This window comes from Roseateles sp. GW821-FHT09G03, assembly GCF_059416045.1.
On record NZ_JBWKOK010000004.1, the window covers coordinates 411,675 to 432,948 of the forward strand.

Here is a 21,274-nt window from a genome sequence, read left to right on the forward strand (position 1 = left end):
AATGACCGCGGAGGAACCGCTTCCTAGACTGACGGCTTCTCAACTTCTGGAGATGCCGATGCATCAACACCTGACCCCTTCAACGACGGTTCAACCCATCGAATCGGTAGCGGCCCGCCTCGCGCGGGAACAAGCGGAAGACGACGCCTGGGAGGCCGCGCGCGATGCGGAAATCGCGGGCAAGTACCGGGGGCGCGAGTACGCGAGGACCTGCCTCGCATGCCCGCACCTGCCGCCCGATTATCTGGATGTCGGGACGGACCCCCTCAGCCTGTGTCTGCGCGAAGCCCGCCGGATCAGCCGCCTGGAAGTGCATGCGCGCGAGGGGTGCGACACCTGTCCCTACCTGCCCGAGAACTACGGGAAGCCGGTCCGGATGCGAGTCCTCGGGCTGGACGATTGGGGGGACGGACCGGAGGAGGACCTCATCCGCCGCGTCCGCTTCGAAGCCTGGGAGGCCAGTCATGCGTCCCGCTGAACCGTTCTACATGCTCGACACGAACATCGTCAGCTGCCTGATGCACCCGCCGGACAAGGCGAGCCGCGTCTACTGTGACGAGCGATTCGCCGCGCTCCAGGGCCGGATCGCCATCAGCGTCGTGGTGCAGGCCGAAATCTTCTACGGCCTTGAGAAGACCCATTCCCCGCGCAGGGAGTTGCGCCTGCGGGAACTGATGCGCCGCATCCGGGTCGAGTACCTCCACGACGGTCTGTGGTTCTCCGATCTCTACGGGTGCATCAGGACCCAGGTGGAGCGTATCGGTCGGGGTCCGGGAAAGCTCGACATGGCCATCGCCGCTCACGCGATGGCGCTAGGCGCAACCCTGGTCAGCGACGACAAGGCGATGTCCCACATCGAGGGTCTGAAGCTGGAGGCCTGGGACGTTCCCGAGATCGCCCAGCGTCGACGTGCTCCTGGCGTCGCCGAACCCGCGGCGAAGTATTTCGCCCATCGAGGTATCAAGGGCGCGACCCTAAACGATCTGGCCCCGCCACCGGCAGCGTGGATGTCGCATGCACGGACCGCCCGCTACACCGTGACCCATGCGCGCTGAGGCCCGCTCCGGCGAGTGCGCTAAGCTCCCGCCCGTCCCCGCCGACTGATCACCGTGATCATCGGCGGGGACCTTTCGCATTCAAGACTCCGCCCGCATGACCTCCTCGTCGACCTCCCCGGCCCCGCTCTCCCCGCTCGTGCTGCAAGGCTTCACGCCGCCGCTGGCGCTGAGCGACTTCAAGCTCGCCGCGTTCGACATGGACTCGACGCTGATCTCGATCGAGTGCATCGACGAGATCGCCGCCGCCGCGGGCCGCAAGGCCGAGGTCGCCGCGATCACCGAGGCCGCCATGCGCGGTGAGATCACCGACTTCAAGGACAGCCTGCGCCGCCGCCTCGCGCTGCTGAAGGGCGTCGGCGAGGACGCGCTGGCGCAGGTGCTGCGCGAGCGGCTCACCTTCAACCCCGGCGCGCGCGAACTCTGCGCCGCGCTCAAGGCCGCCGGCCTGAAGCTGGTGCTGGTCTCCGGAGGCTTCACCTACTTCACCCGTTTCGTCGCCGCGGAACTGGGCATGGACTTTGTCCGCAGCAACGAACTGGAGATCGTCGACGGCCGCCTGACCGGCGGCCTCGTGATGCAGGACTGGGGCGACATCTGCGACGGCGAGGAGAAGCGCCGCATGATGCTGGCCTGTGCCGAGCGCGTCGGTGCGACATCCGCGCAATGCATCGCCGTCGGCGACGGCGCCAATGACCTGCCCATGATGGGCGCCGCCGGACTCTCGGTCGCCTACCACGCCAAGCCCAAGGTCCGCGAGCAGGCGATGGTCGCCATCAACGACGGCGGACTGGACCGGCTGCTCGACGTGTTGCGCTGAGGTTCTTGCCGACAGGCGTCCGGCCTGCGATGCTTCCGGTACACAGGGAGCAGCGATGCGAGAACAGCACGCGACAAGAACCGACGAGCAGGCCGACATCGACCACCTGCAGCGCGACGTGCTGGAAGCCGTCGCGCTCGGCCGCCCACTGGCGGCGGTGATGGACCTGCTGTGCCGAGGCGTCGAAGCGCTCGCGCCGGAGGTGATCTGCTCCGTGCTGACGGTGGACGAGGACGGGCGCGTGCACCCCTTGGCCGCCCCCAGCCTGCCCACGACCTTCAGCGGCGCGCTGGAGGGCTTCGCGATCGGTCCGCAGGCCGGCTCCTGCGGCACGGCGGCCTGGCGCCGCCAGCCCGTCGAGGTCACCGACATCGACAAGGACCCCTTGTGGGCGGACTTCCGCGAGCTCGCGCGCTCGCATGGACTGGCCGCCTGCTGGTCGACGCCCATCCTGCTGGGCACCGACCAGGTCGTCGCGACCTTCGCGCTGTACTACCGCGAGCCGCGCGCCGCCGCCCCCTTCCACCGCCGCATGGTGCTGGCCTGCACGCAGCTGTGCCAGATCGCGTTCATGCACGACCGCCACCAACGCGAGATCGAGCGCCTGGCCTACTTCGACGGCGTCACCGGCCTGCCCAACCGCACGCTGCTGGCCGACCGCGCCCGGCAGACCCTGATGCAGGCCTCGCGCACCGAGACGTCGGCCGCGCTGCTGCTGCTGGACATCGACCGCTTCAAGACCGTCAACGACTCGCTCGGCCATGCCGTCGGCGACCAGGTGCTGAAGCACATCTCCGCACGGCTGCTGGGCGCGCTGCGCGACAGCGACACGCTGGCGCGACTGGGCGGCGACGAATTCGTCGCGCTGCTGCCGGGCTGCTCCGCCGAGGACGCGATGCACGTCGCCGGCAAGCTGCGCGCGGTGCTGGAGGCGCCGATCCCGCTGGACGGCAGCCACGCGCGGGTGCAGATGACGGCCAGCATCGGCGTCTGCGCCTATCCGAGGGACGGACTCGACCTCGACCAGTTGCTGAAGAACGCCGACATCGCGATGTACGAGGCCAAGCGCGCCGGCCGCGACTGCGCGCGATTCTTCCTGCACGCGATGAACCAGGCGCTGGATGAGCGGCTCGACATCGAGGCCGCCCTGCGCCACGCGTTGTCCAACCAGTTGCTGCAACTGCACTTCCAGCCCAAGGTCCGGTTGACCGACCGCGCGCTCGTGGGCGTCGAGGCCCTGCTGCGCTGGCACGACGCCGAACGCGGCTGGGTGCCGCCGGACCGCTTCATCCCGGTCGCAGAAGAAAGCGGCCTGATCAACGCGCTGGACGCCTGGGTGCTGGCGCAGTCCTGCGCGCAGCTGGCGCGCTGGCGGGCCGAGGGGATCGCCGTGCCGGGGATGTCGGTCAACATCTCGCCGCAGCGCTTCCTGCAGGACGACGTCGCCGCCCATGCGCGGGCACTGCTCGCCAAGCACGGGCTGGCGGCGAGCGACCTGACGCTGGAGGTCACCGAGCGGCTGATGCTCGACGACACCAGCCGGCCTCGCGAGCAGCTGCAGCAGTTGCACGAGATGGGCGTCGGGGTGTCGGTGGACGATTTCGGCACCGGGTATTCGAGCCTGAGCTATCTGAAGCGGCTGCCGGTGACGGAGCTCAAGCTCGACAAGAGCTTCGTGCGCGACCTGGAGCAGGACGCCGACGACCGAGCCCTGTCGAGCGCGGTGATCGGCATCGGGCGTTCGCTCGGGCTGACGGTGGTCGCGGAAGGCGTGGAGACCGAGGGGCAGCGCGACATCCTCGTGAAGATGGGCTGCGACGCGGCGCAAGGCTGGCTGTTCGGAAGGCCGATGGCGGCGGAAGCGCTGGCGGGATGGATCGCCGGGCAGGGTTGACGCGGCGCGCAACGCGCGCTGGACGGAGGGAGGGACCGACGGAGGGACGGACGAGATGCACCGCACCCGACGCCGCCGGCGCGAGCGCCGCTCAGCCTGCCGCGTGCACCGCCTTCGGCGTGATGACGACACCGTCCTCGTCGGCGTAGAGCCAGTCGCCCGGGCGGATCCAGAGGCCTTCGATCTGGACCGGCACGTCCGCGAGGCCCTGCTCGCGGCGCTCGGTCGGCATCGGCACATGGCCCAGCGCGAAGATGCCGACGGTGGCCGCGCGCAGTTCCTCGAGGTCGCGCACCGCGCCGTGCACCACCACGCCGGCCCAGCCGTTCTTCGCCGCGCTGACGGCGAGGTTGCCGCCCAGCAGCGAGCGCCGCAGCGAGCCGCCCCCATCGACGACCAGCACGCGCCCGGCGCCGAAGCTCTCGACGGCCGCCTTGACCTGCGAGTTGTCGTCCAGGCATCGCACCGTGGCCACCGGCCCGGCGAAACGCGCATGCGCGCCGTAGCTGCGGTACAGGCTGCCCGGCAGCCAGCGCGTGTCGCCGCTGGTGTCGGCCTTCAGCGAGTCGCAGAGGTCGCAGGTCGAGAAACGGATGGCGGCGCGGGTCGCGGCGCTGGGGCTGGTCATCGGGTCATTCCTCCGGGTCGTTCAGGATCTCGATGCGTTCGCCGTTGAACTCGACCACCTGGCCGGCGCGGATCTTGGCGGTCTTGCGCAGGTCGACCTGACCGTCGACGCGCACCTGGCCCTCGGAGATGAAGTGCCGGGCCTCGCCGCCGCTGCTGGCCAGCGAGGTGGCCTTGAGCAGCTTGTCGAGTTCGATGTATTCGCCGCGCAGAGCGAAAGGAATAGATTCAGACATGGGCCGATTCTCCGTCAGAGGCGGCAGCCGTCGATGTCACTGGGACTTCCGCTTCAGCGCCGCCTCACGGATGCTGCTGAGCGTCGCACGCGAGGTGGAGATCTCGACCGGCAGCTTCAGATGGATCAGTGTCGGGACCTGCGCCGAGAGCGCCTGCCGCAGCGCGGGCTCGACGTCCTCGGTGCGGGCCGCGCTGAACGCCAGCCAGCCATAGGCGCGGGCGAGCGCGGCGAAGTCGGGGTTGTGCAGGTCGCTGCCGCTGACGCGGCCGGGGTACTCGCGCTCCTGGTGCATGCGGATCGTGCCGTAGCTGCCGTTGTCGACGACGAGGCAGATCAGCCGCCGCGCGCCGTGGGCCATGGCGGTGGACATCTCCTGGCCGGTCATCAGGAAGTCGCCGTCGCCGGCGATGTTGACGACCCAGCGCTCGCGCTGCAGCAGCGCCGCCGCGACGGCGGCCGGGAAGCCGTAGCCCATGGCGCCGCTGGTCGGCGCGAGCTGCGTGCGCCCGCCCTGATGCAGCGCCGTGTAGCGATGGAATCGGTGCAGCCAGCCGCTGTAGTTGCCTGCGCCATTGGTGAAGATGGTCTCCGCGGGCAGCAGCCGGTCCAGCAGGTGCATGACCTCGGCGAGGTCCATCGGCCCGACCGGCAGCGCCTGCTGGTTGCGCTGGTAATCCGCGTGCGCGTCGCGCGACCACTGCAGCCAGGGCAGCTCCTCCAGATCGACCGGCGGGCGCAGCTGCTGCAGCGCCAGCGCGGCGCCGCTCATGCTGGCCTGGATCATCTGGTCGGCCGCGTAGACGCGGCCCAGTTCCTCGGACCCGGCGTGGATGTGCACCAGTTGCTGCGCGGGTCGCGGGGCCTTCAGCAGCGTGTAGCCGCCGGTGGTCATCTCGCCCAGCCGCGGGCCGATCGCGATGATCAGGTCCGCTTCGCCGATGCGCTTGGCGAGCGCCGGGTTGATGCCGATGCCGACATCGCCCGCATACAGCGGATCGCGGTTGTCGTAGAGGTCCTGGAAGCGGAAGGCGCAGCCGACCGGCACCTGCCAGGCATGGGCGAAGTCCTGCAGCGCGGCGCAGGCCTCGGCGGTCCAGCCGCCGCCGCCGGCGATGACGAAGGGCCGCTGCGCGCCTTCGAGCCGCGCCTGCAGCTCGACGAGATCCGCAGGTGCCGGCCATGCGACGGCGGGCTTCGCGCGCGGCAGCACCGGTGCGTCGGTGAGCTGGGTGAGCATGTCCTCGGGCAGCACCAGGACGACCGGTCCGGGGCGCCCCTGCATGGCGGTGTGGAAGGCCCGTGCGACGTATTCGGGCAGGCGATGGGGGTCCTGCACCTCACCGACCCACTTCGCCATGCCGAGCGTGCCCGGGCCGAACATCTGGCGGTAGTCGACTTCCTGGAAGGCCTCGCGGTCGCGTTGGTCGGAGGCCACCTGCCCGATGAACAGGATCATCGGCGTCGAGTCCTGGAAGGCGGTGTGCAGCCCGATGCTCGCGTTGGTGGCGCCGGGTCCGCGGGTGACGAAGCACACGCCGGGCCGGCCGGTCAGCTTGCCCTGGGCATCGGCCATGAAGGCGGCGCCGCCTTCCTGCCGGCAGCCGATGAAGCGGATGCGTTCGCGGTGCTCATGGAAGCCGTCGAGGACCGCGAGGTAACTCTCGCCCGGCACTCCGAACGCTATGCCAATATCATTGGCGACAAGCGCCTCGACTAGCGCATGCCCAGCAGGACGCATAGACCGTGAACTCATCTCGCTCCTCGAAGAAAACCACAGAGCCGCAGGGCCTCGTCTACAGCTACACGCGCTTCAGCGACCCGCGGCAAGCATCGGGTCACAGCCGTGAGCGACAGCGTGCCTACGCGGCCAAATGGGCCGAGGAGCACGGGCTGCAGTTAGACGAGACGCTCTCCATGGAGGACAAGGGGCTCTCAGCCTACCACCAGCATCACGTTCGGCACGGCGCTCTCGGGGCGTTCCTTGAAGCTGTTTCGCAGGGCCGAGTACCTCAAGGGTCAGTTCTTGTCGTCGAAGGGCTAGATCGGCTGTCCCGGGCCGAACCGCTCCTCGCGCAGGGGCAGCTTGCACAGATCATCAATGCAGGCATCACGGTCGTCACGGCGTCAGACAACCGCATGTACAGCCGAGAGCACCTGAAGAAGAATCCGATGGAGCTGATCACATCGCTCGTCGTGATGATTCGCGCGCATGAGGAGTCGGAGACGAAGTCACAACGCATCAAGGCTGCGATCCGACGGCAATGCGAGGGGTGGATAGCGGGGACGTTTCGCGGCCGAATCCGCAACGGCACAGACCCGTCTTGGGTCAACTGGGCGGCCGGCAAGTGGGAACTTCTTCCCGAACGCGCAGAGGCCGTCCGCCTGGTCGTCGACCTGTATCGGAAGGGGCTTGGGGCTACACGGATCTCGGCGCACCTAAAGAGTAAGGGGGTGACTCACACCGGGCGTCCAATCGACGTGCTGCAGATCTACCGCCTGGTGCGCTCGCCCGGCCTGATTGGCACGAGGGACTTCGACGTCGGCGGCGACCATTACACCCTAGAGGGGTACTACCCAGCCGTCCTGACAATGGAGGAGTGGCAGGATCTGCAGTCGATCGCCTCTCGTCGCGAAATTCGCCAATCGCGGGTCGGTCTGCCCAACCTGGTCACCGGACTCGGGATGACGCGGTGCGGCTATTGCGGTGCCGCCATGATCAGCCAACACATTCAAGCTCGCCCCAGATCGGACGGGAAGCCGCCACGCTCGTCCAGCCGGCGCATCATGTGCTCGGCTGGACGCCGCACCGGCACTTGCTCTCATCCGGCCTCACGTTCAATCGTGCCGATCGAGCAGGCCATCGTTTCCTACTGCTCAGACATGCTGAACCTGCAGGCGCTGTACCAAGGAGACCGGACTGCAGCCCCGAGAGAGCGATTGGCTACTGCGCGCCGCGACGTCGACGAGGTCGAACGCCAGTTGCGGCGGGTCACTGAGGCGCTGCTGACGTCCGATGATCCGCCAACCGTCTTCCTGCAGAAGGCTCGCGACCTGGAAGGACAGAAAGCCAAAGCCACTTCGGCAATCGCGGCGGCAGAGCGTGAACTGGCCTCGCTGGCGAGAAGTGATCTCCACGGGGTCGACGAAAAGTGGCGGGCAATTGCAGAAGGCGTAATCCACCTCGACGCCGAGGCCCGGGCCCAAGCACGACTACTCGTGGCCGACACGTTCGAGCAGATCACCATCTATCTGCACGGCCTAAGGCCAGCATCAGACAGCGACGTTTATGACGTCGTGCTCGTCGCGAAAGGTGGCGCGTCGCGCGTCCTTCGGATTGACAGCGAAGGAAACTGGGTTTCAGGCGACCAAGTTGAGCAAGTCTAAATGTGCTGTATAAATATACAGCATCATGCCAATCAACCCGCTCATCGACGACTCCCGGCCTTGCGCCGTCTGCCATTGGTTCGGCTACCTGATGGCCGAGAACCCGCACGGCTACTGCGTCAAGCCCAGCAACTCCCCGATGATCACGATCCCGGAGAGCGGGTGCGTCTTCTGGAGCCGGGACCCTGGCATTGATGCCCACACGCCACCGCGACTTGTGAAGGGCGATCCGGCCCGCGTGGCGATCGAGCGCGAGCGCGCCCGCCTGGAAAGGATCCAGAGGCTCGGCGAACGCGCCAGACTCCCACATGGTGCATACGCCGAGGTCGGCTTTCGCGACGGAATGCTGGTGCTCAGCTCGACCCATCCTTCCCACCAAGTCGACCGCAAGGCGCTCGAAGCCGAGATCGAACGAATTGGCGTTAACGCAGCGATCCGGGCGAGAAGACTCTAGCGAGCACACGCATCCGCGTGTATCGCCTCCCCAGGGCCGCGGCTAGGATCTGCACAAGACGCCCGCCAAGGGCGCGCAACCAGGCGCCATAGGCGCGGGAGGGATCCACCTTGAAGAAGCTCTATGCGGCCGCAATGACGGCCATCCTCGGAATGTCGGCAGCTGCGCTTTTTGCTGGCTCCGGTGAGGACTACAACCAAACGGATGCATGGGCCGATGCCCAGTCTCACGTCGATCGCTGCTGGGAAGCAGAGGCCAGAGGGGGCTACCTGCCTGAGGTGGGCCGCGCCACCAGAGAGCGCTGCAGCTCGATGGAAGCCCAGATAAAGCAGGCTCGGGAGAAGGTCACCCCTTCGGCCACGCATTGACCAGGCGAAGCAACTGCCGCCGGCAATCTTCGGCAGCAGCTTCGCGGCGAATCGCGACTTCCACGAGCTGCCCCGCAAGCACCTCTTCGCCTTCGGGCCAGTCGGGCCCAGCGTCGCAAGGAGCCGCCAAGTTCGGCGGGGGCGCTTCAACTTCCGTCCGGCAAGTCGCCGGCGCGGCGCAGCCGGTCAAGAACGTCACCAGGCACAGGCACAACGCCAAACTCCAGCTCGCCCGACGGCGGGCAGCGGACAGGGGTCCGCAACGATGCATCAAGACCATCCAGGGCCTCCTCTAGTTGGGCTCGGGAAGCGGTTCGTTCGCGCTCCCGAGCCATCGACTCCTCTTGCATGGTCCGGCGAACGCGGCTCGCCAATACAGCCCGCCCGCGCTCGCTTGCCAGTTCGCTCGCATCCCACTTCGCCTGGACATGCTCGGCGCCGAACCACCAGCTCGTGGCCAGACCGACCAGCACGACGCCACTGATTGCGATCAGCTTCAGCGACATCGCTCAGTCCCTGCAGGTCGGAGTACGACGGAAGCACCCGCCGCCCATCGACTCATAACCGACCCTTGCCTCTGCAGTCGTGGGCTTACGAAACGGGCACTCGACGTGCGAGCACTCGGCCGTGAGGCGGCGGGTACAGACGGCGCATTGCGACACTGGCGGGGCCACGCGCCGCCCGGGATCCTGTTCCTTATCGGGCATGGCAACTCCTCAATGGGTCAGCGCCTGGACAGCCAGGCGGTAGTTCTCGGGCCATTGGTCGGGATGGGGCTTCCCGGGCCGCCAGGTGCGGAGGTAGTACAGCCAGGCGGATTCGACCTGCCCGATCTCAGGCAACGGCGACGGATCTGCGTACAGGATGAGACGGGCGAATGCGGCCGCGAGGATGTCGTCATGCTCCAGCTCGGACCAGACGAGCGACGCAACGGGCTCGACGCGCCGGCTGGCACATACCCTCTCAGCGAACTGACGGGTCACAGGGTGCTCCAGGACCCCGCGCACGCCACCGCCGCGCTCGTTCTGCCAGAGCCCACGTGCAGGCCCCTTGCCGCCGCCGGAGACGATCTGCGCGCGCTCGAGGAGCTTCGACTCCTGGAACCCGATCGCGAGCATGATCACCCGCGCCGGCAGCGCGTCCATGGCCTTCGGCAGCAGCGCAAGCGCTGGCTCGATAGCCTTTGCGAGAATGCGTTGCGCGCGAACGGCGCGATCATCGGCGGTCATTGCGCACCTCCTGTGAAGTCGCGGCGCACGTCACCGATCAACTCCCCGAAGTCTTTGTCCTTGCGCTTCTCCATCCACTTGAACGCGGAGCGCACCAGCAACCAGCCGGGAAGGCCGCAGAAGAAGACAAGGCCCAGGAGCGCGACCAGCGCAACGTAGACCTGCTCCTTCGGCCCGTTCACCACAAAGCGCAGCAGGTCGAAGTACAGGATGGTTGCGGCACCCAGGGTGCAGCTGGATAGCGCCGTGCTGATCAGGGCGACCGCGATCTCTCGGAACGTCTTCGGCCAGGTCATCAGCATGACGACAAGGGCCGAGAGCGTCATGCCGCCCGCCGCAATGCCAGCGACTCCACCAATCAACTTCCAGCCGGCAACGCCGGCCACTCCGCTCGAAGCAGGTTCTGCCATTCAGTTCTCCAAATGAAAAAGCCCGCGTCTCGCGCGGGCTTGGGTTGGCTCGTAGGTCAGATCTTTGGCTACTGGGTGGGCGCCTCCTCGTTCGGAGACGGAGCAAGAGGTGCAGGCGTCTGCACAGCCGGCGGCCAGACGACAGCCGCCACTTCCTCCGGCGTACTCGCGGCCTCGATGAGCACGCGCAGCTCGCGTGACTGCTGATAACAGGCGTCCACGCGCGCCATAATCGCGGCGCCGAGTTGGCGAAGCTCCTCAAGCGTCAAAGTGCGAACCGAGTTGTCGAACAGCGTCCACGCGATCGACGTCGCGCCAGAGATCTCCATGCCTTGAATGGCACCGCGGACGTTGTCCACTGACTTCGCGTCGGCGTCGTAAAGCACACCGGCAACGTTGATCGGCTGCGTCGCGGTGTAGTCGCGCATCTGCTTCATCTGAGCCCACCGAAACACCTTGAGCATGTCAAGGTCGGTCGGCAGCGGCGCGATTGATCCACCGAACATCAACCCGTCTGGATCGTTGACCAGCGCTTGCTCGCAGTCGTCGAGGAACCCTTCTCCCCGCAGACCAGCGAGCGGAATCGTGAAGGTGAACTGGTGGGTGAAGCCCAGTCCCGAAAGCGCAATGAAGTCGTCGACCGTCGGCCAGCTTTGGACCTCCAGCACAACGACGTTGTGCGCGTCGAGAAAACCTACGGCGCCCCGTGCGATTCGGTGCCAGGTCAGAGAAGCGCCGCCCTGGCTTTTGATGGACTTGATGATCGGCATATTCAATAGTTGCTGATGTTGACGACGATCGCGTGAGCCTGCGGGTTCTCGCCCTGGTTCACGTCGTCGAAAGTGGGTTCCGGGTGATTGACGAGCATGAGCGTCGCCCTCAGGAGGTTCGACCCGTCAAGCGCCCAGAAGGCCGCGTAGTGCTTGACGTCGATGGGCCGCGGCTCCTCCTCGATCTCGTCGCTGTAGCGCACCAACACCTGAAATCCGCGTGGTGCGCCGCAGATGCCGAGCGTCATTCCTCCCGGCATCGCCGCCGGCGTATCGCGCGTCACCGCCACGAGCCGCACTGGATAGAGCAGATTGGGTCGGCACAGATCCCACGCCTCGTTCTGGTTCGAGTCGTAGATGACGAACTTGCTGTCGTTGCTACTGGACGCAACGCGCGCGAAGCAGCACACGATCGGCGCAACCAGTGCCCCCCAGTTGGAGCCGGCCGGTGCAGCAAAGGCCTGCACCGAGATAACCCAGCGATTTGGAATCGACGGGTGCGCCGCGACGCCCAGCACCGAGACGTATTGCCCCGGCACCAGCTGGGCCACCACGGTTGGCGGCTGCGCGCTATCGAAGATGTACTGGCCGTAGCCGAGACCTCCGGACTCCTGATTCCCCCAACTCGGCACGAAGCCTGCGAACGTCGCGCGGCCGACGAAGTGCAACCCGAAGGTCTCAGGGCCGAGCGCGATCTGCCCACTCGGCGTCGCCGCGTTGATCCCGCTCGACGCCGGCATGGTCCTGGCACCGTAGATCCAGAGCGTCGCGAATTGCGGGTAGGCGCCTTGCGGCGTCATGGTCACGGTCGGCACTCCACCTGGGTAGGACACAGCGGCGTCGGAGGCATAGCCTCCCCCGATGCTCGACATGGCCAACAGCGAGCAGCCAGTCAGCGAGGGGAACGACTTCGTGTTGAAGGTCCCCTGCTGCGCTGAGAGCGTCCCGATGCACACCCCCTGGTCCATCAGATCCGTGTTCAAGATGGGCGTCTGGTTGATATCCCATGTCAGGACTGGCATTTCACGGCCTCATCTCAATGCTCTTGGTGCCATTCCCACGGATGAACCGCTGGGTGTTCTGCACCAGCTCGATGTACCCGCCGGCGAAGGAGCCACCGTTCCATGCCGTCGAAATCTGCTGCACCGTCAGGCCCTGGATGTGTCCCGCACGAATAAAAGCACTTCCATTCATCACGATGTCGAACGATTGCTGGTTGAAGACGCCGTTCAGGTTCTGGCCGATCGTTGCGCCGTTGGTGGCGTTCAGTTCGCCCGAGTAGCCAAGACTGCGCACGGAGCGCAACGGGCCGGCCGTGTATGCCGAGGACTCCGCCTGCTGTGGTGACGCCTTGGCGAAGAACGGCCAGAACATCCAGAGCCAGCTGTCGTTTCCGGAAAGCTGCGGCCCTTTGCGGACGTAAAACGTCGCCCTGGCTGCGCCGGCTGGAGCGATACCGAAGACGGTCAGGCGGTCGGCGGCACTGGTAGTTGGGAAACCGCTGTTGTTGTCTCGCGCTGCGTTGACGAACCGCTCATTCCAGCCGCCCACCAGATTGCCCGAAGCGTCGAGGAATGCCATGCCCAGCCCATAGCCACCACGATGCGAGAAGAACGAGGCGCTGAACTCGTACCTTTCATTGGGCACCACAGGCTGGTCTTCGGCGACGCCGATATCAATGAAGCCCGTCTGCCCGGCCGTGTTCATCGTGAGGCCCAGAACGCCACGAGGCATCCACGAACCATCACCCCAAATTCGGTCCGTCCGATTGAACGTGCCGATCGGGTTGTTGTTCTGGTTCCAACGGATGTACCAGCCCGCCTCCCATCCGTCGGCGAGATCCGAATTCGGGATTCGGTTCCCCGCGTTCGTCGGCACCCTTTCGTTGAGCCAATTCGGCGCGGGGGTAACCCAACTGGCGGGCAGCGAAGCCTGGTAGCTGGCCTTGGTACTGAAAACGACATTGCCCGTCAGTTCGTCGATGAACTGGGCACCGCGCGCCACCAGGTAGCCGTCTGGCGAAACGACAAACTTCCCTCCACCGATATTCATCTCGCCAGCGTTGACGCTGCCCAGATCCGAAGAGATCGCGCTCAGCTTCCCGACGCGCCACGTCGCCAAGTACGGCGCACTCCATGTGGTCTTGTTGGTCGTAGGACTGAAGACGCCATTCGAGACCATCACTGCCTCATCGGCGCCGTAGGACGGCACAGAGCCGCCCCAAGTCTCCGCCCGACCCCAACTATTCGCCGGCGGGAACGATGCGCTGCCATCCGTCTGGACCTGACCCGTGCCGATAGTGGCACCGGTCACCTTCGCGTATGCAATGCGGTAGCTGGCGCCGGACTGCCCGGCGGCGCCTGACGTGCCCGAATACCCCACCGCAGCAACGGCGGACTCCACCCACCGGACCTCCGTTGTTGGCGTGCTCGCAGCATCCTGCAGACGCACGCTGGCCTTGAAGAGAGTCATGCCCGGCGATGCCGATGCACCAGGTGTTGCGGCCCACCCATCGGGCACCGAACTCACAGACCCTGTGGCCCACGTGTAAAGCGCTGTACCTTGCAGCGGCGGCAGCGATGGCAGGTTCGCGCCCCACGCATACGCGACCGCTTCAGACGTCTGCACACCCTCGCCATTCGATCCCACGGCCGCGATCGCGGCGTCCTCACCCCACGCAATCATTGTGGTCAGCGTGCCTCCGGTTGCGCTGATCTGCTTGGACGCGGACCAGAGGCGAAGGCCGACGTTCCCCGGGTTGTTGGGAATTCCGATCTGCCAGTTTCCACCGCCCGTGTACGTCTCCTGCAGTCCCGTCGCCCACGTCCATTTGCTCTGGCCGCTCGGTGCGGCAGGACGCACGGGTGCCCACTGGTACAGCGCCACGAGCGTGAACTTCGAGCCATCCGCGCCGGCTGCGCCCTCGTCACCATCGGACACCACGAGCAGCGTCACCTCGTCGCTGTAGGTGGCCAGCTCATCGACCAAGCTCACACGGATCCGCGCCGGCGGCACGATCGTCGACGCGTCAACGGTACGCAGAAGTCCCGCCCCCGAAAGCGTGGCTTCGCCGTCGACGACCTCCCACTCCGGCACGCCCGTCAGTGTGCCGCGCAGTTCAACTCGGAGGTCGACGGCTGTCGGCGTGCGCCCACCCGCCTCGCCCTGCTTCACCGTCAGGGCGGAGGCCTTGAGAGCAAGGCCGCGGCCTCCGATGCCGGGCAAGGCCTTGGCAAACACGCCGGTAACGTCATAGCCCAGCTCATCGACTTCCGCGAGCGACTGCTCCGCCCCTCCATAGAGGTTGAAGCTCGTGAGCTTGAACCAGATCCGCTTGCCGATATAGCTCACATCGAGTCCACCGCTCCTCGCGATCGACTCGTCAATCCGGATGAATCGATCGCCGGCTGCGTGGACCGACGCCGGCGTGTTGTAGGCCCCGCGCACCAGCCCACCCAGGCGGTACGAGCCTGCGCCCAGCAGCATCGCCGACTCATAGGCCAGGTACTCCGGCTGCTCGCCGAGGATCACAGAAAGCGTCGTGAGCGCGGCCGCGTCCTGCGCACTTGCTCCCACCAGTTGACCGCTCACGTCGTGGAGCGTGACTTCGCCCGACGACACCGAGTCAGCCAGCAAGCCCATTCGAGAAGGGCCTTCGATCCGCGACACCGCGCGATAGGTCACCCCATCGAGACTGACGTGAACCGTGCATCCACCCCAATTCGGCCCGGGGCTCTTAACGGCTGCCCAGACTTCGAGACCCGCTCCCCCACCAGCCATCGCCGCCGGAGCCTCAAAGAATGCGGCCTCTTGCACAGAGCCAGGAGACACGAAAGCGTCCTCGGCGAATCCTGCAGGTGTCTGGACTGGATAGCGCGGCGCCGAGGCAACCCCGGCGGGATAGTCCTCACAGATGACCTGCAGCTCGAAGTCGCTCTCCTCGGTGATCTCCTTCACCCGGACCGGAACGTCCTCGAGCAAGAGGACCGAGTCAGTCAACGTGATCAGGTCCATCGGCTCCATGAACGCGAAGTTGATCGGCAGCTTGAAGGTGTAGGTTCCCAGCACCAGCAAGGAACGCTGCTTCTTCAGCTCCGCCACCATGCGCGCCACTGCACCTTCCGTGATCCAGTGGGCGGAGATCGTGTCCATCGGACGAACGCCGTTGGCCGAGATATCTGTCAGGTCCTTCGCCGTGACGATCGCCTCGTTGTATGCGTTCGAGCGATCCTTGTAAGAAATCGACACCTGGTTGAAGCAATCCGACGGCGTCTTGAGGCCACGCTTGACCGGAGCCTCGTTCGATGCCGCCAAATAGCACGTGTCGTCGAGCTGATACACCGGCGTGGTGTCAGGGATGAACGTGCGGCCGTAGCGCGTGACCTGCTGATCCCCATACGGCCTCATCTTCAGCGTGCCACCGCTCCACACGATGGCCGTGTTGGTCAGGTCGGCCGCAGTCTCCAGCAGCTCCGACGCATCGACCTGCGTGTCAAGGAGCGGGGACATCAGCAGACCGGACGCGATGCAGTAGTTGCTCCACTCCGTCCAGTCAGCCACGATCGCCGCCGGCATCCCGGCGCCTTGCAGTTGGTTCAGCATCAGCTCACGCACTGCGCCTGCCGGGTCGACGTCGGCAATCGACGCGTCGACGGAGAAGGCGCTCGCATGGCGGACCTCGAAAGAGTGGTTCTCCAACGAGGGGCTATCACCCAGCTCGTAAGCCTTCACCGCGACCCCGGCCAGGCCGGAGTAGCCGATAGCTTCCGCACCCTTCCCGACCAGGCCGCTCCACACGGGCTGTCCGACGCCGCCGCCGAGTCGAGTGATTCCGAGCGAGCCCAAGGTCGTGCGGCTCTTCCCCTTCCACACCGACGGAATATCAGCGACGGTTCCGTGGCAGAGCCCCATCACCATGCTTGCGGAGTAGGTGTAAGTGGTGCTCTTGCCGCCGCCGCCCTTACCCCCCTGCTTCTGAGTATGGGCCGTCGCCTTGAAGTCGCCGTACCACAGCAGATTCCCGGGCAGGCGATGCATGCCGCGCAGCCAGGCGATCGTCGCGCCATAGGTGGAGCTTTGCAGCGTCAGTGCCTCAGCCCTGGTCGCGCTCGTGTTGACCGACTTGCCGCCCATCTAGAACAGACTCCAAAACGTGACGTCTCGCCCCAGCAATGGCTCCTCATCCAGTCGAGACCGGATGACGCCGAGGTTGACGTATGCATGAATGAAAAAATCGCCGGCGCAGATGGCGCTATGACTGAACGTCCGCCCGAAGCGGAACATGGCGATATCGCCCGGTGCAGGCGTCTGCACGGGCTGTGCTCCCGCGCAACGCAGCCAATCGATGTAGACCTCTTCGCCGCGATGCAGATGCCATTGCGTGCTGTACTGACCGACGTCGAGCGGCGGCGCGAGGCCCAGCTCGTCGCAGAAGATAGCGAGCAGGATCTGTGCGCAGTCGACGCCAACCCCCTTCACGCGACCGTGGTGGTGATATGGCGTGCCGAGCCACGTCATGGCCTCGTCGACGACGCTCTGCCGGTTCTGCGCGATCACAGGACCGTCTCCGCCTGCGGGATGTACGGTTGACCTTTGAACCGGACCAGGTTGTTGAACTTGCCGCTGCAGGTCGCCTGCAGGCCATCGCAGCCAGGCACAACAACGAAGGCATCGCCGGGGGCGACGGGCGCCGGCAGCGGGGACAGGAGGACGACTTGGCCGCCGACGTGGGACTTCACCGTGCGGGCCGCTCCAGCGTTCGCGCCCGTGGTCCACGTCAGGGTTCCGAGGTCGAAGTACCCCTGCACCTGGTTGAGCGACGACTGGAAGGTTGTGCGACCAACCGTACTCGCGCCAGTCGCCTGCCCGGCGGCCTGGAAGGCGACCGCCTGCAGGCCGCACTCTGAGTCGTAAACCGTGCGCAGACATTGGCTCTGGTACAGCTCGCGCGGCACCTGCACGTTCAGCAGTTCAAGGTCGCTCTTGACCTGGACCTGTGCACCGTAACGATCGACCTCGGGCACGTCGGCAACGCGCCCACTGAACCACAGCAGGGCCCCTGTCGGCGCGATGCTTCCTTCCGCCCAGAAGATTCGGTCAAGCTGCACTCGGGCCCTGCCGAACCCGCCGCGGCTGATGTACGCGAATAGCGGCGTCCCACCGACTATCACCGGCCTGGCCTCGTCGGTGGTCAGGGTCAGTTCCATCGTGTCGACGGACACCCCGATGCTCCACTTCACTCGCGTGCGCTCGATGCCGGGCCCCAGACTCCACTCCTGGCCATTCGCGCGAATGGCGCGATCTGCGCTGGTCCATCGCAGCATCTGACCGTTGGCCAACGTGATCGTGTAGAGGTCCGCCATCTCAAGCGGCGCGCCACTGTTGAGGAGCGCGGCGAGGGCGCCCTCAGCCGTTTCCCATAGCGGAGTTCTCATAGCGGTATCACCGTCACCAGTTCGACCTTCTTCGCTTCGTAGAAGGTCGTGTAGTTCTTGACGAAATCGAGCGTGTCGGATGCAAACCGAGCCCGGAGGAAGAAGTCGCCAGTCCAACGCAGCGCGACACCAGCGGCGGGCGGCGCCGCGAACGTCACGACGCCGGTCGCGCTGACGGCCTGCGGCGCGACGACGATGCCGTTCGCGGTGATCACCGGGGCTCCGTTGGGCCCGTACACCGGCTCAAGGTAGCCACCAAGACTCCGCGCCAGTTGGAACGATGGCGACTGGCCATCGCCGATCGCGAACAGTTCGTTGCTCGCGTGGTTGTCTTCGATGTCGTCGAATAGCCAGTCGTCAAACGTGCCGCCGACGCGCTCGAAGAAGCCGCGCAGGGTCTGGTACTCCTGCTGCGCTTGACTCACCCTCAAGAACTCGAAGGCGAGCGTCAGCTTGTGCCGCACGATCCGACTGGATCTGAAGCGGAACTCACGCTGACTCGGGGTCTGCTTGATCGTCACGGGCGGAGCGATGATTTGCCGAGTCACCGGCCACGTAATCCCCGGCAACGTCGGGAAGATCAGTTGGCTCATGGCTTGATCACCCTATCGCGTCGCAGTTGATTGATCGCTGCCGCCAGGTCATCGCGATGCATCATGAAGAATCCGCCACGCATCGGAGTTCCGACAATCTGTACAGGCGTCTGCACGCCGCCAGAGGCCACGCCCCCAGCGTCCGCCAGCCCACGGATCACATCCGCATGCTTGGCGGGCAGAACCATCTCTTTCTCATGTAGCTGGGTCATCGGATTCACGCCGGCCGGGATGTCGTAGCCGCCCTCGGCCGACATGACCTTGCCCGCCAGTGCCGCCACGCCCGCAAACGTCGCTGCTGCAGCCGCCACGGCGAGCGCGGGACCAACGACGGGGATGCCAGCCATGGCTTGCCACGCGGCGGCCATCGCGGCCCACGCATTGGTCATGATGGTTTTTGCGGCGGTTGCGGCCCAAAGCAGAACACTCTTGGCAGCCGCCGCGATCTCCACTGCACCGCGCATGGCGGTGCCGGCGCTGGTCGCGCCAGTCTTCGCCGTTTCGCCGAACAGCCACTGCACAACCATCGGCTTCACGACGGAGTTGGCGAACCAGCCAGCCAACTGCGCGCCAACCGCGCGAGTCGCGCCTTGCCACGTCAGCGTGCCGTTCATCATCGCGTTGACGCCCTGGTCCCAGAGACTCGATACGCGGCCGGAAAGGTCCTGCCACGTCTTCCCCTGTGCCTGCGCCGTCGCAAGCACGGCCTGGTTCCGGATCTGCTGCAAGCGCTGCTGATGCGCCAGCTCAAGTTCCTGGATCTTGGCGTTGGTCTGCTCCACTTGAACCGGATCGCGTTCGGGGTCCAGCATCGCCTTCTGCGCGTCCAGCGCGGCCATGCGGATCTGCTGCTTGCGGATCTCGAACTGCTCCTCCAAAGCCAGCAGTTGCTGCTGTGTGAGCTGACCCAGCGCTTGGCGTGTCCTTGCGTCCTCCTCGTCGATCGCGACCGAAGCGAGCAGCCGCGCCTCCTTCGAAGAGATCTCAACGCGCGCGAGATCCTCCGAGGTGCGAGCCTCTTCCTTGAGGATCTCGATCCGCAGCTCAGTGGCCTTCTTCTGAACGGCGACCTGGTCGCTGCTCGTCAGCTTCGCCGCCTCGAGGAGCGAATTCCAGAACGCCAGCTCCTGCTGCTTGCTCATCCCATGGATGGCGTCGCGCTGACTCGCGAGCGTCTTCTCCTGCTCCAAAGCCAGCTCGTAATACTTCATGAAGGACGGATCGGCCTTGGCCTTCTTCTCGTCCTTGAATTCGCCCTGCTGCTTTCCGCCGCCCTTGTTGACCTTCGCGTCGGTGCCTTTCCCCCAGATGCGATCCAGGTCGCCCCCGAAGCCATCCACCGCCGATTGGTACCCCTCGACGAACGATTCACCGAGGTTGCGGCCAGTGGACTTGAATCGGTCGATCCACGCGCCCGCCGCCGCGACAGCGCCTCGAATATCTCCAGTCAGGATCGACGAAAAGAAGCCGCTCATGTTTCTGAGCTGGTCGATCAAGGTGCTGAAGAGTTCGAAGCACACCCGGGCCACCAGCTTGACCGCAGCTTCGATGGCTCGAAAGACCAACAGCAGGCCGGTGAGCGCCCCCTTGAAGACGGCCACCATGGTGGGGCCCGTGGAGGCAAAGTAGTTCGCCAGGTCGGTAAACACGGGCATGACCGCCTGGCCGACGGCATTGGTCACCGCAGTCAGCACGTCCCCGACGTCGTTCATCGCAGCCTTGTAGGCCTTCGTCGCCGCCAGGTTCTCATTCGTGATGGTGAGCCCGAGGTCCTCGTTCTTCTTTCGGGCGTCGTCGAGCACGTCGTTGTTGAGCTTCTGCAGCTTCATGACGTCGTCGACGCCCTTGCCAAAGAGCTGCATCGCTGCAGTCGTCTGGTCGAGCCCCGGCTTGTACTGCCCAACCGTCGCAAGCGCCTCGCGGAACAAGTCGTTCGAGTTGCGCAGATGACCGTTGGAATCACGCGTCTGCAGGCCCATCTCCTGCAGACCAGACTCATTGGTCTTGATCTGCTTGGCGAACTTGTCGAACGCGCCGATATACGTTTCGCTGTCCGAGTAGATATCGCCGAGCGCGGTGTTCAGCGCCGACGCCTCAGCAGTCGTGAGGTCGAACCGCTTCGCCAGCCCGCCCACCTCTCCGGCGAGTTTGTTCGACTCGGCGATGGCCGCCTTGAAGAAGGCTCCGCCCGAGACGATTGCTGTAATCATCAAGAGGCGGCCTTGCACCGCCTCGAAAGCCTTCCCGACTCCATCGAAGCGGGACTTGATGCCGGAAGACGCATCCGCCGTGGCACGCGCCGCGCGCTCCATGGCGGACACGAAAGAGGACGCGTCACCGCTGATCGTGTAGTTGACTTCTTTGTTGCTCATTCGCTTGACCTCTCGGCCTGGCTTGCGAGCCAGGCGGAATCGTCGATCGCTGGCACCGTGCGCAACGGAGCGCTGCCGAGCATCTCGGCCAGCTCGCCGGTGACCTCGGTGTCGGCGTCGATCATGATTCGCGCCGCCGGCGGCTCGTACTGCAGATAGGCCGCTGCCAGGATGTGGACCGGTGGGTGCTGGCGCCAATGGCGCGTCAGCGCGTATAGACGATGGAGGTCAAGCTGCTGCTCAACCTCCATCCACGTCCAACCGGTCGCGTGAATGACGAAGGCAAAGATGCCGTCCCAGTCAATCAGGTCGACGGGTTCGGCGTCCCCCGCGTCTCCCCCGGCTTCGTCTCCGGGATCGAGGCGCCGAAGCAAGCCGCAAAGACCGCGCCGAAGTTCTCCAGGTCGACGATGTTGGCGACCTGCTCCTCGGTGATGTCGGCATCGACCCGCTTCGCACATGCATGCGCGAGCGTCGTCGTCAGCTCCAGCATCTCGATCGGCTCGAGCTGCTGCAGCTGGGCGGCCTTGATCTGATCCTTGTTGTCGCGCATCGTCGCCGCGAGCAGCGGACCCAGCTTGATCTGGCTCGGAGTGCCTTTGAAAAGAGTAATCACGTGCATGCGT

The 21,274-nt window shown here is 65.7% G+C and carries 22 protein-coding genes; 7 read left to right on the plus strand and 15 right to left on the minus strand.

The window, feature by feature from the left end:
* Positions 1-58 precede the first annotated feature (58 nt).
* The 4 genes from AC07OZ_RS17370 (at position 59) to AC07OZ_RS17385 (ending at position 3,769) form a co-directional block, all read left to right on the plus strand.
* Positions 59-478 carry a hypothetical protein gene (locus AC07OZ_RS17370; protein WP_495468332.1) on the plus strand — a complete coding sequence of 140 codons (420 nt, stop codon included), beginning with the start codon at positions 59-61 and terminating at the stop codon, positions 476-478.
* Entirely contained in the window at positions 465-1,055 is a 591-nt protein-coding gene (locus AC07OZ_RS17375; RefSeq protein WP_495468333.1) for a PIN domain-containing protein, read from the plus strand. Before AC07OZ_RS17370 ends, AC07OZ_RS17375 begins: the two co-directional genes overlap by 14 nt.
* A gap of 97 nt (positions 1,056-1,152) precedes the next feature.
* Positions 1,153-1,875 carry a phosphoserine phosphatase SerB gene (gene serB, locus AC07OZ_RS17380; RefSeq protein ID WP_495468334.1) on the plus strand — a complete coding sequence of 241 codons (723 nt, stop codon included), beginning with the start codon at positions 1,153-1,155 and terminating at the stop codon, positions 1,873-1,875.
* Between the two features lie 55 nt (positions 1,876-1,930).
* Entirely contained in the window at positions 1,931-3,769 is a 1,839-nt protein-coding gene (locus AC07OZ_RS17385; protein WP_495468335.1) for a putative bifunctional diguanylate cyclase/phosphodiesterase, read from the plus strand.
* A gap of 91 nt (positions 3,770-3,860) precedes the next feature.
* On the opposite strand, the gene rraA is transcribed toward AC07OZ_RS17385, so the two are convergent.
* The 3 genes from rraA to AC07OZ_RS17400 are packed head-to-tail and all read right to left on the minus strand — an operon-like array spanning position 3,861 to position 6,372.
* Positions 3,861-4,397, minus strand: coding sequence for a ribonuclease E activity regulator RraA (gene rraA, locus AC07OZ_RS17390; RefSeq protein WP_495468336.1), 537 nt, complete (start codon positions 4,395-4,397; stop codon positions 3,861-3,863).
* A gap of 4 nt (positions 4,398-4,401) precedes the next feature.
* Entirely contained in the window at positions 4,402-4,632 is a 231-nt protein-coding gene (locus AC07OZ_RS17395) for an RNA-binding S4 domain-containing protein (RefSeq protein WP_495468337.1), read from the minus strand.
* Between the two features lie 36 nt (positions 4,633-4,668).
* Positions 4,669-6,372, minus strand: a complete 1,704-nt coding sequence (locus AC07OZ_RS17400) for a thiamine pyrophosphate-binding protein (RefSeq protein WP_495468550.1) — start codon at positions 6,370-6,372, stop codon at positions 4,669-4,671.
* 5 nt (positions 6,373-6,377) lie between these two features.
* On the opposite strand from AC07OZ_RS17400, the gene AC07OZ_RS17405 reads away from it, so the two are divergent.
* The 3 genes from AC07OZ_RS17405 to AC07OZ_RS17415 all read left to right on the plus strand — a co-directional run bounded on the left by AC07OZ_RS17405 (position 6,378) and on the right by AC07OZ_RS17415 (position 8,840).
* Complete coding sequence (locus AC07OZ_RS17405) at positions 6,378-8,018, plus strand: recombinase family protein (protein ID WP_495468338.1); 1,641 nt, start codon at positions 6,378-6,380, stop codon at positions 8,016-8,018.
* A gap of 25 nt (positions 8,019-8,043) precedes the next feature.
* The gene (locus AC07OZ_RS17410; protein WP_495468339.1) at positions 8,044-8,472 is read left to right on the plus strand and encodes a hypothetical protein; all 429 of its coding nucleotides are present in this window, start codon (positions 8,044-8,046) and stop codon (positions 8,470-8,472) included.
* A 110-nt stretch (positions 8,473-8,582) separates the two neighbouring features.
* Positions 8,583-8,840, plus strand: a complete 258-nt coding sequence (locus AC07OZ_RS17415; protein ID WP_495468340.1) for a hypothetical protein — start codon at positions 8,583-8,585, stop codon at positions 8,838-8,840.
* 146 nt (positions 8,841-8,986) lie between these two features.
* Here the strand turns inward: AC07OZ_RS17415 and AC07OZ_RS17420 are convergent, their stop codons facing one another.
* The 12 genes from AC07OZ_RS17420 to AC07OZ_RS17475 all read right to left on the minus strand — a co-directional run bounded on the left by AC07OZ_RS17420 (position 8,987) and on the right by AC07OZ_RS17475 (position 21,270).
* Positions 8,987-9,346, minus strand: coding sequence for a hypothetical protein (locus AC07OZ_RS17420; protein ID WP_495468341.1), 360 nt, complete (start codon positions 9,344-9,346; stop codon positions 8,987-8,989).
* Positions 9,347-9,556: 210 nt separating this feature from the next.
* The gene (locus AC07OZ_RS17425; RefSeq protein WP_495468342.1) at positions 9,557-10,069 is read right to left on the minus strand and encodes a hypothetical protein; all 513 of its coding nucleotides are present in this window, start codon (positions 10,067-10,069) and stop codon (positions 9,557-9,559) included.
* Positions 10,066-10,479: a hypothetical protein gene (locus AC07OZ_RS17430; RefSeq protein ID WP_495468343.1), complete on the minus strand. Its 414-nt coding sequence runs from the start codon at positions 10,477-10,479 to the stop codon at positions 10,066-10,068. The genes AC07OZ_RS17425 and AC07OZ_RS17430 overlap by 4 nt, the downstream gene beginning before the upstream one ends.
* A gap of 68 nt (positions 10,480-10,547) precedes the next feature.
* Positions 10,548-11,249: a DUF4376 domain-containing protein gene (locus AC07OZ_RS17435; protein ID WP_495468344.1), complete on the minus strand. Its 702-nt coding sequence runs from the start codon at positions 11,247-11,249 to the stop codon at positions 10,548-10,550.
* A 2-nt stretch (positions 11,250-11,251) separates the two neighbouring features.
* On the minus strand, positions 11,252-12,232 hold the full coding sequence (locus AC07OZ_RS17440) for a hypothetical protein (RefSeq protein WP_495468345.1): 981 nt from the start codon (positions 12,230-12,232) through the stop codon (positions 11,252-11,254).
* Positions 12,233-12,272: 40 nt separating this feature from the next.
* Entirely contained in the window at positions 12,273-16,382 is a 4,110-nt protein-coding gene (locus AC07OZ_RS17445; RefSeq protein ID WP_495468346.1) for a phage tail protein, read from the minus strand.
* Positions 16,383-16,805, minus strand: coding sequence for a C40 family peptidase (locus AC07OZ_RS17450; RefSeq protein ID WP_495468347.1), 423 nt, complete (start codon positions 16,803-16,805; stop codon positions 16,383-16,385).
* Positions 16,802-17,683, minus strand: coding sequence for a phage/gene transfer agent baseplate hub protein (locus AC07OZ_RS17455; RefSeq protein WP_495468348.1), 882 nt, complete (start codon positions 17,681-17,683; stop codon positions 16,802-16,804). The genes AC07OZ_RS17450 and AC07OZ_RS17455 overlap by 4 nt, the downstream gene beginning before the upstream one ends.
* Positions 17,680-18,276, minus strand: a complete 597-nt coding sequence (locus tag AC07OZ_RS17460; RefSeq protein WP_495468349.1) for a DUF2460 domain-containing protein — start codon at positions 18,274-18,276, stop codon at positions 17,680-17,682. Before AC07OZ_RS17460 ends, AC07OZ_RS17455 begins: the two co-directional genes overlap by 4 nt.
* Positions 18,273-20,648 carry a hypothetical protein gene (locus AC07OZ_RS17465; RefSeq protein ID WP_495468350.1) on the minus strand — a complete coding sequence of 792 codons (2,376 nt, stop codon included), beginning with the start codon at positions 20,646-20,648 and terminating at the stop codon, positions 18,273-18,275. The genes AC07OZ_RS17460 and AC07OZ_RS17465 overlap by 4 nt, the downstream gene beginning before the upstream one ends.
* The gene (locus AC07OZ_RS17470) at positions 20,645-21,022 is read right to left on the minus strand and encodes a hypothetical protein (RefSeq protein WP_495468351.1); all 378 of its coding nucleotides are present in this window, start codon (positions 21,020-21,022) and stop codon (positions 20,645-20,647) included. Before AC07OZ_RS17470 ends, AC07OZ_RS17465 begins: the two co-directional genes overlap by 4 nt.
* On the minus strand, positions 20,953-21,270 hold the full coding sequence (locus tag AC07OZ_RS17475) for a hypothetical protein (protein WP_495468352.1): 318 nt from the start codon (positions 21,268-21,270) through the stop codon (positions 20,953-20,955). The genes AC07OZ_RS17470 and AC07OZ_RS17475 overlap by 70 nt, the downstream gene beginning before the upstream one ends.
* Between the last annotated feature and the right edge of the window lie 4 nt (positions 21,271-21,274).

Coding starts and splice junctions, on each gene's coding strand:
- AC07OZ_RS17420 (WP_495468341.1), bottom strand. CDS start 9,346: ATGTCGCTGAAGCTGATCGCAATCAGTGGCGTCGTGCTGGTCGGTCTG.
- AC07OZ_RS17370 (WP_495468332.1), top strand. CDS start 59: ATGCATCAACACCTGACCCCTTCAACGACGGTTCAACCCATCGAATCG.
- AC07OZ_RS17460 (WP_495468349.1), bottom strand. CDS start 18,276: ATGAGCCAACTGATCTTCCCGACGTTGCCGGGGATTACGTGGCCGGTG.
- AC07OZ_RS17475 (WP_495468352.1), bottom strand. CDS start 21,270: ATGCACGTGATTACTCTTTTCAAAGGCACTCCGAGCCAGATCAAGCTG.
- AC07OZ_RS17430 (WP_495468343.1), bottom strand. CDS start 10,479: ATGGCAGAACCTGCTTCGAGCGGAGTGGCCGGCGTTGCCGGCTGGAAG.
- AC07OZ_RS17465 (WP_495468350.1), bottom strand. CDS start 20,648: ATGAGCAACAAAGAAGTCAACTACACGATCAGCGGTGACGCGTCCTCT.
- serB (WP_495468334.1), top strand. CDS start 1,153: ATGACCTCCTCGTCGACCTCCCCGGCCCCGCTCTCCCCGCTCGTGCTG.
- AC07OZ_RS17395 (WP_495468337.1), bottom strand. CDS start 4,632: ATGTCTGAATCTATTCCTTTCGCTCTGCGCGGCGAATACATCGAACTC.
- AC07OZ_RS17445 (WP_495468346.1), bottom strand. CDS start 16,382: ATGGGCGGCAAGTCGGTCAACACGAGCGCGACCAGGGCTGAGGCACTG.
- AC07OZ_RS17385 (WP_495468335.1), top strand. CDS start 1,931: ATGCGAGAACAGCACGCGACAAGAACCGACGAGCAGGCCGACATCGAC.
- AC07OZ_RS17425 (WP_495468342.1), bottom strand. CDS start 10,069: ATGACCGCCGATGATCGCGCCGTTCGCGCGCAACGCATTCTCGCAAAG.
- AC07OZ_RS17435 (WP_495468344.1), bottom strand. CDS start 11,249: ATGCCGATCATCAAGTCCATCAAAAGCCAGGGCGGCGCTTCTCTGACC.
- rraA (WP_495468336.1), bottom strand. CDS start 4,397: ATGACCAGCCCCAGCGCCGCGACCCGCGCCGCCATCCGTTTCTCGACC.
- AC07OZ_RS17400 (WP_495468550.1), bottom strand. CDS start 6,372: ATGCGTCCTGCTGGGCATGCGCTAGTCGAGGCGCTTGTCGCCAATGAT.
- AC07OZ_RS17410 (WP_495468339.1), top strand. CDS start 8,044: ATGCCAATCAACCCGCTCATCGACGACTCCCGGCCTTGCGCCGTCTGC.
- AC07OZ_RS17455 (WP_495468348.1), bottom strand. CDS start 17,683: ATGAGAACTCCGCTATGGGAAACGGCTGAGGGCGCCCTCGCCGCGCTC.
- AC07OZ_RS17375 (WP_495468333.1), top strand. CDS start 465: ATGCGTCCCGCTGAACCGTTCTACATGCTCGACACGAACATCGTCAGC.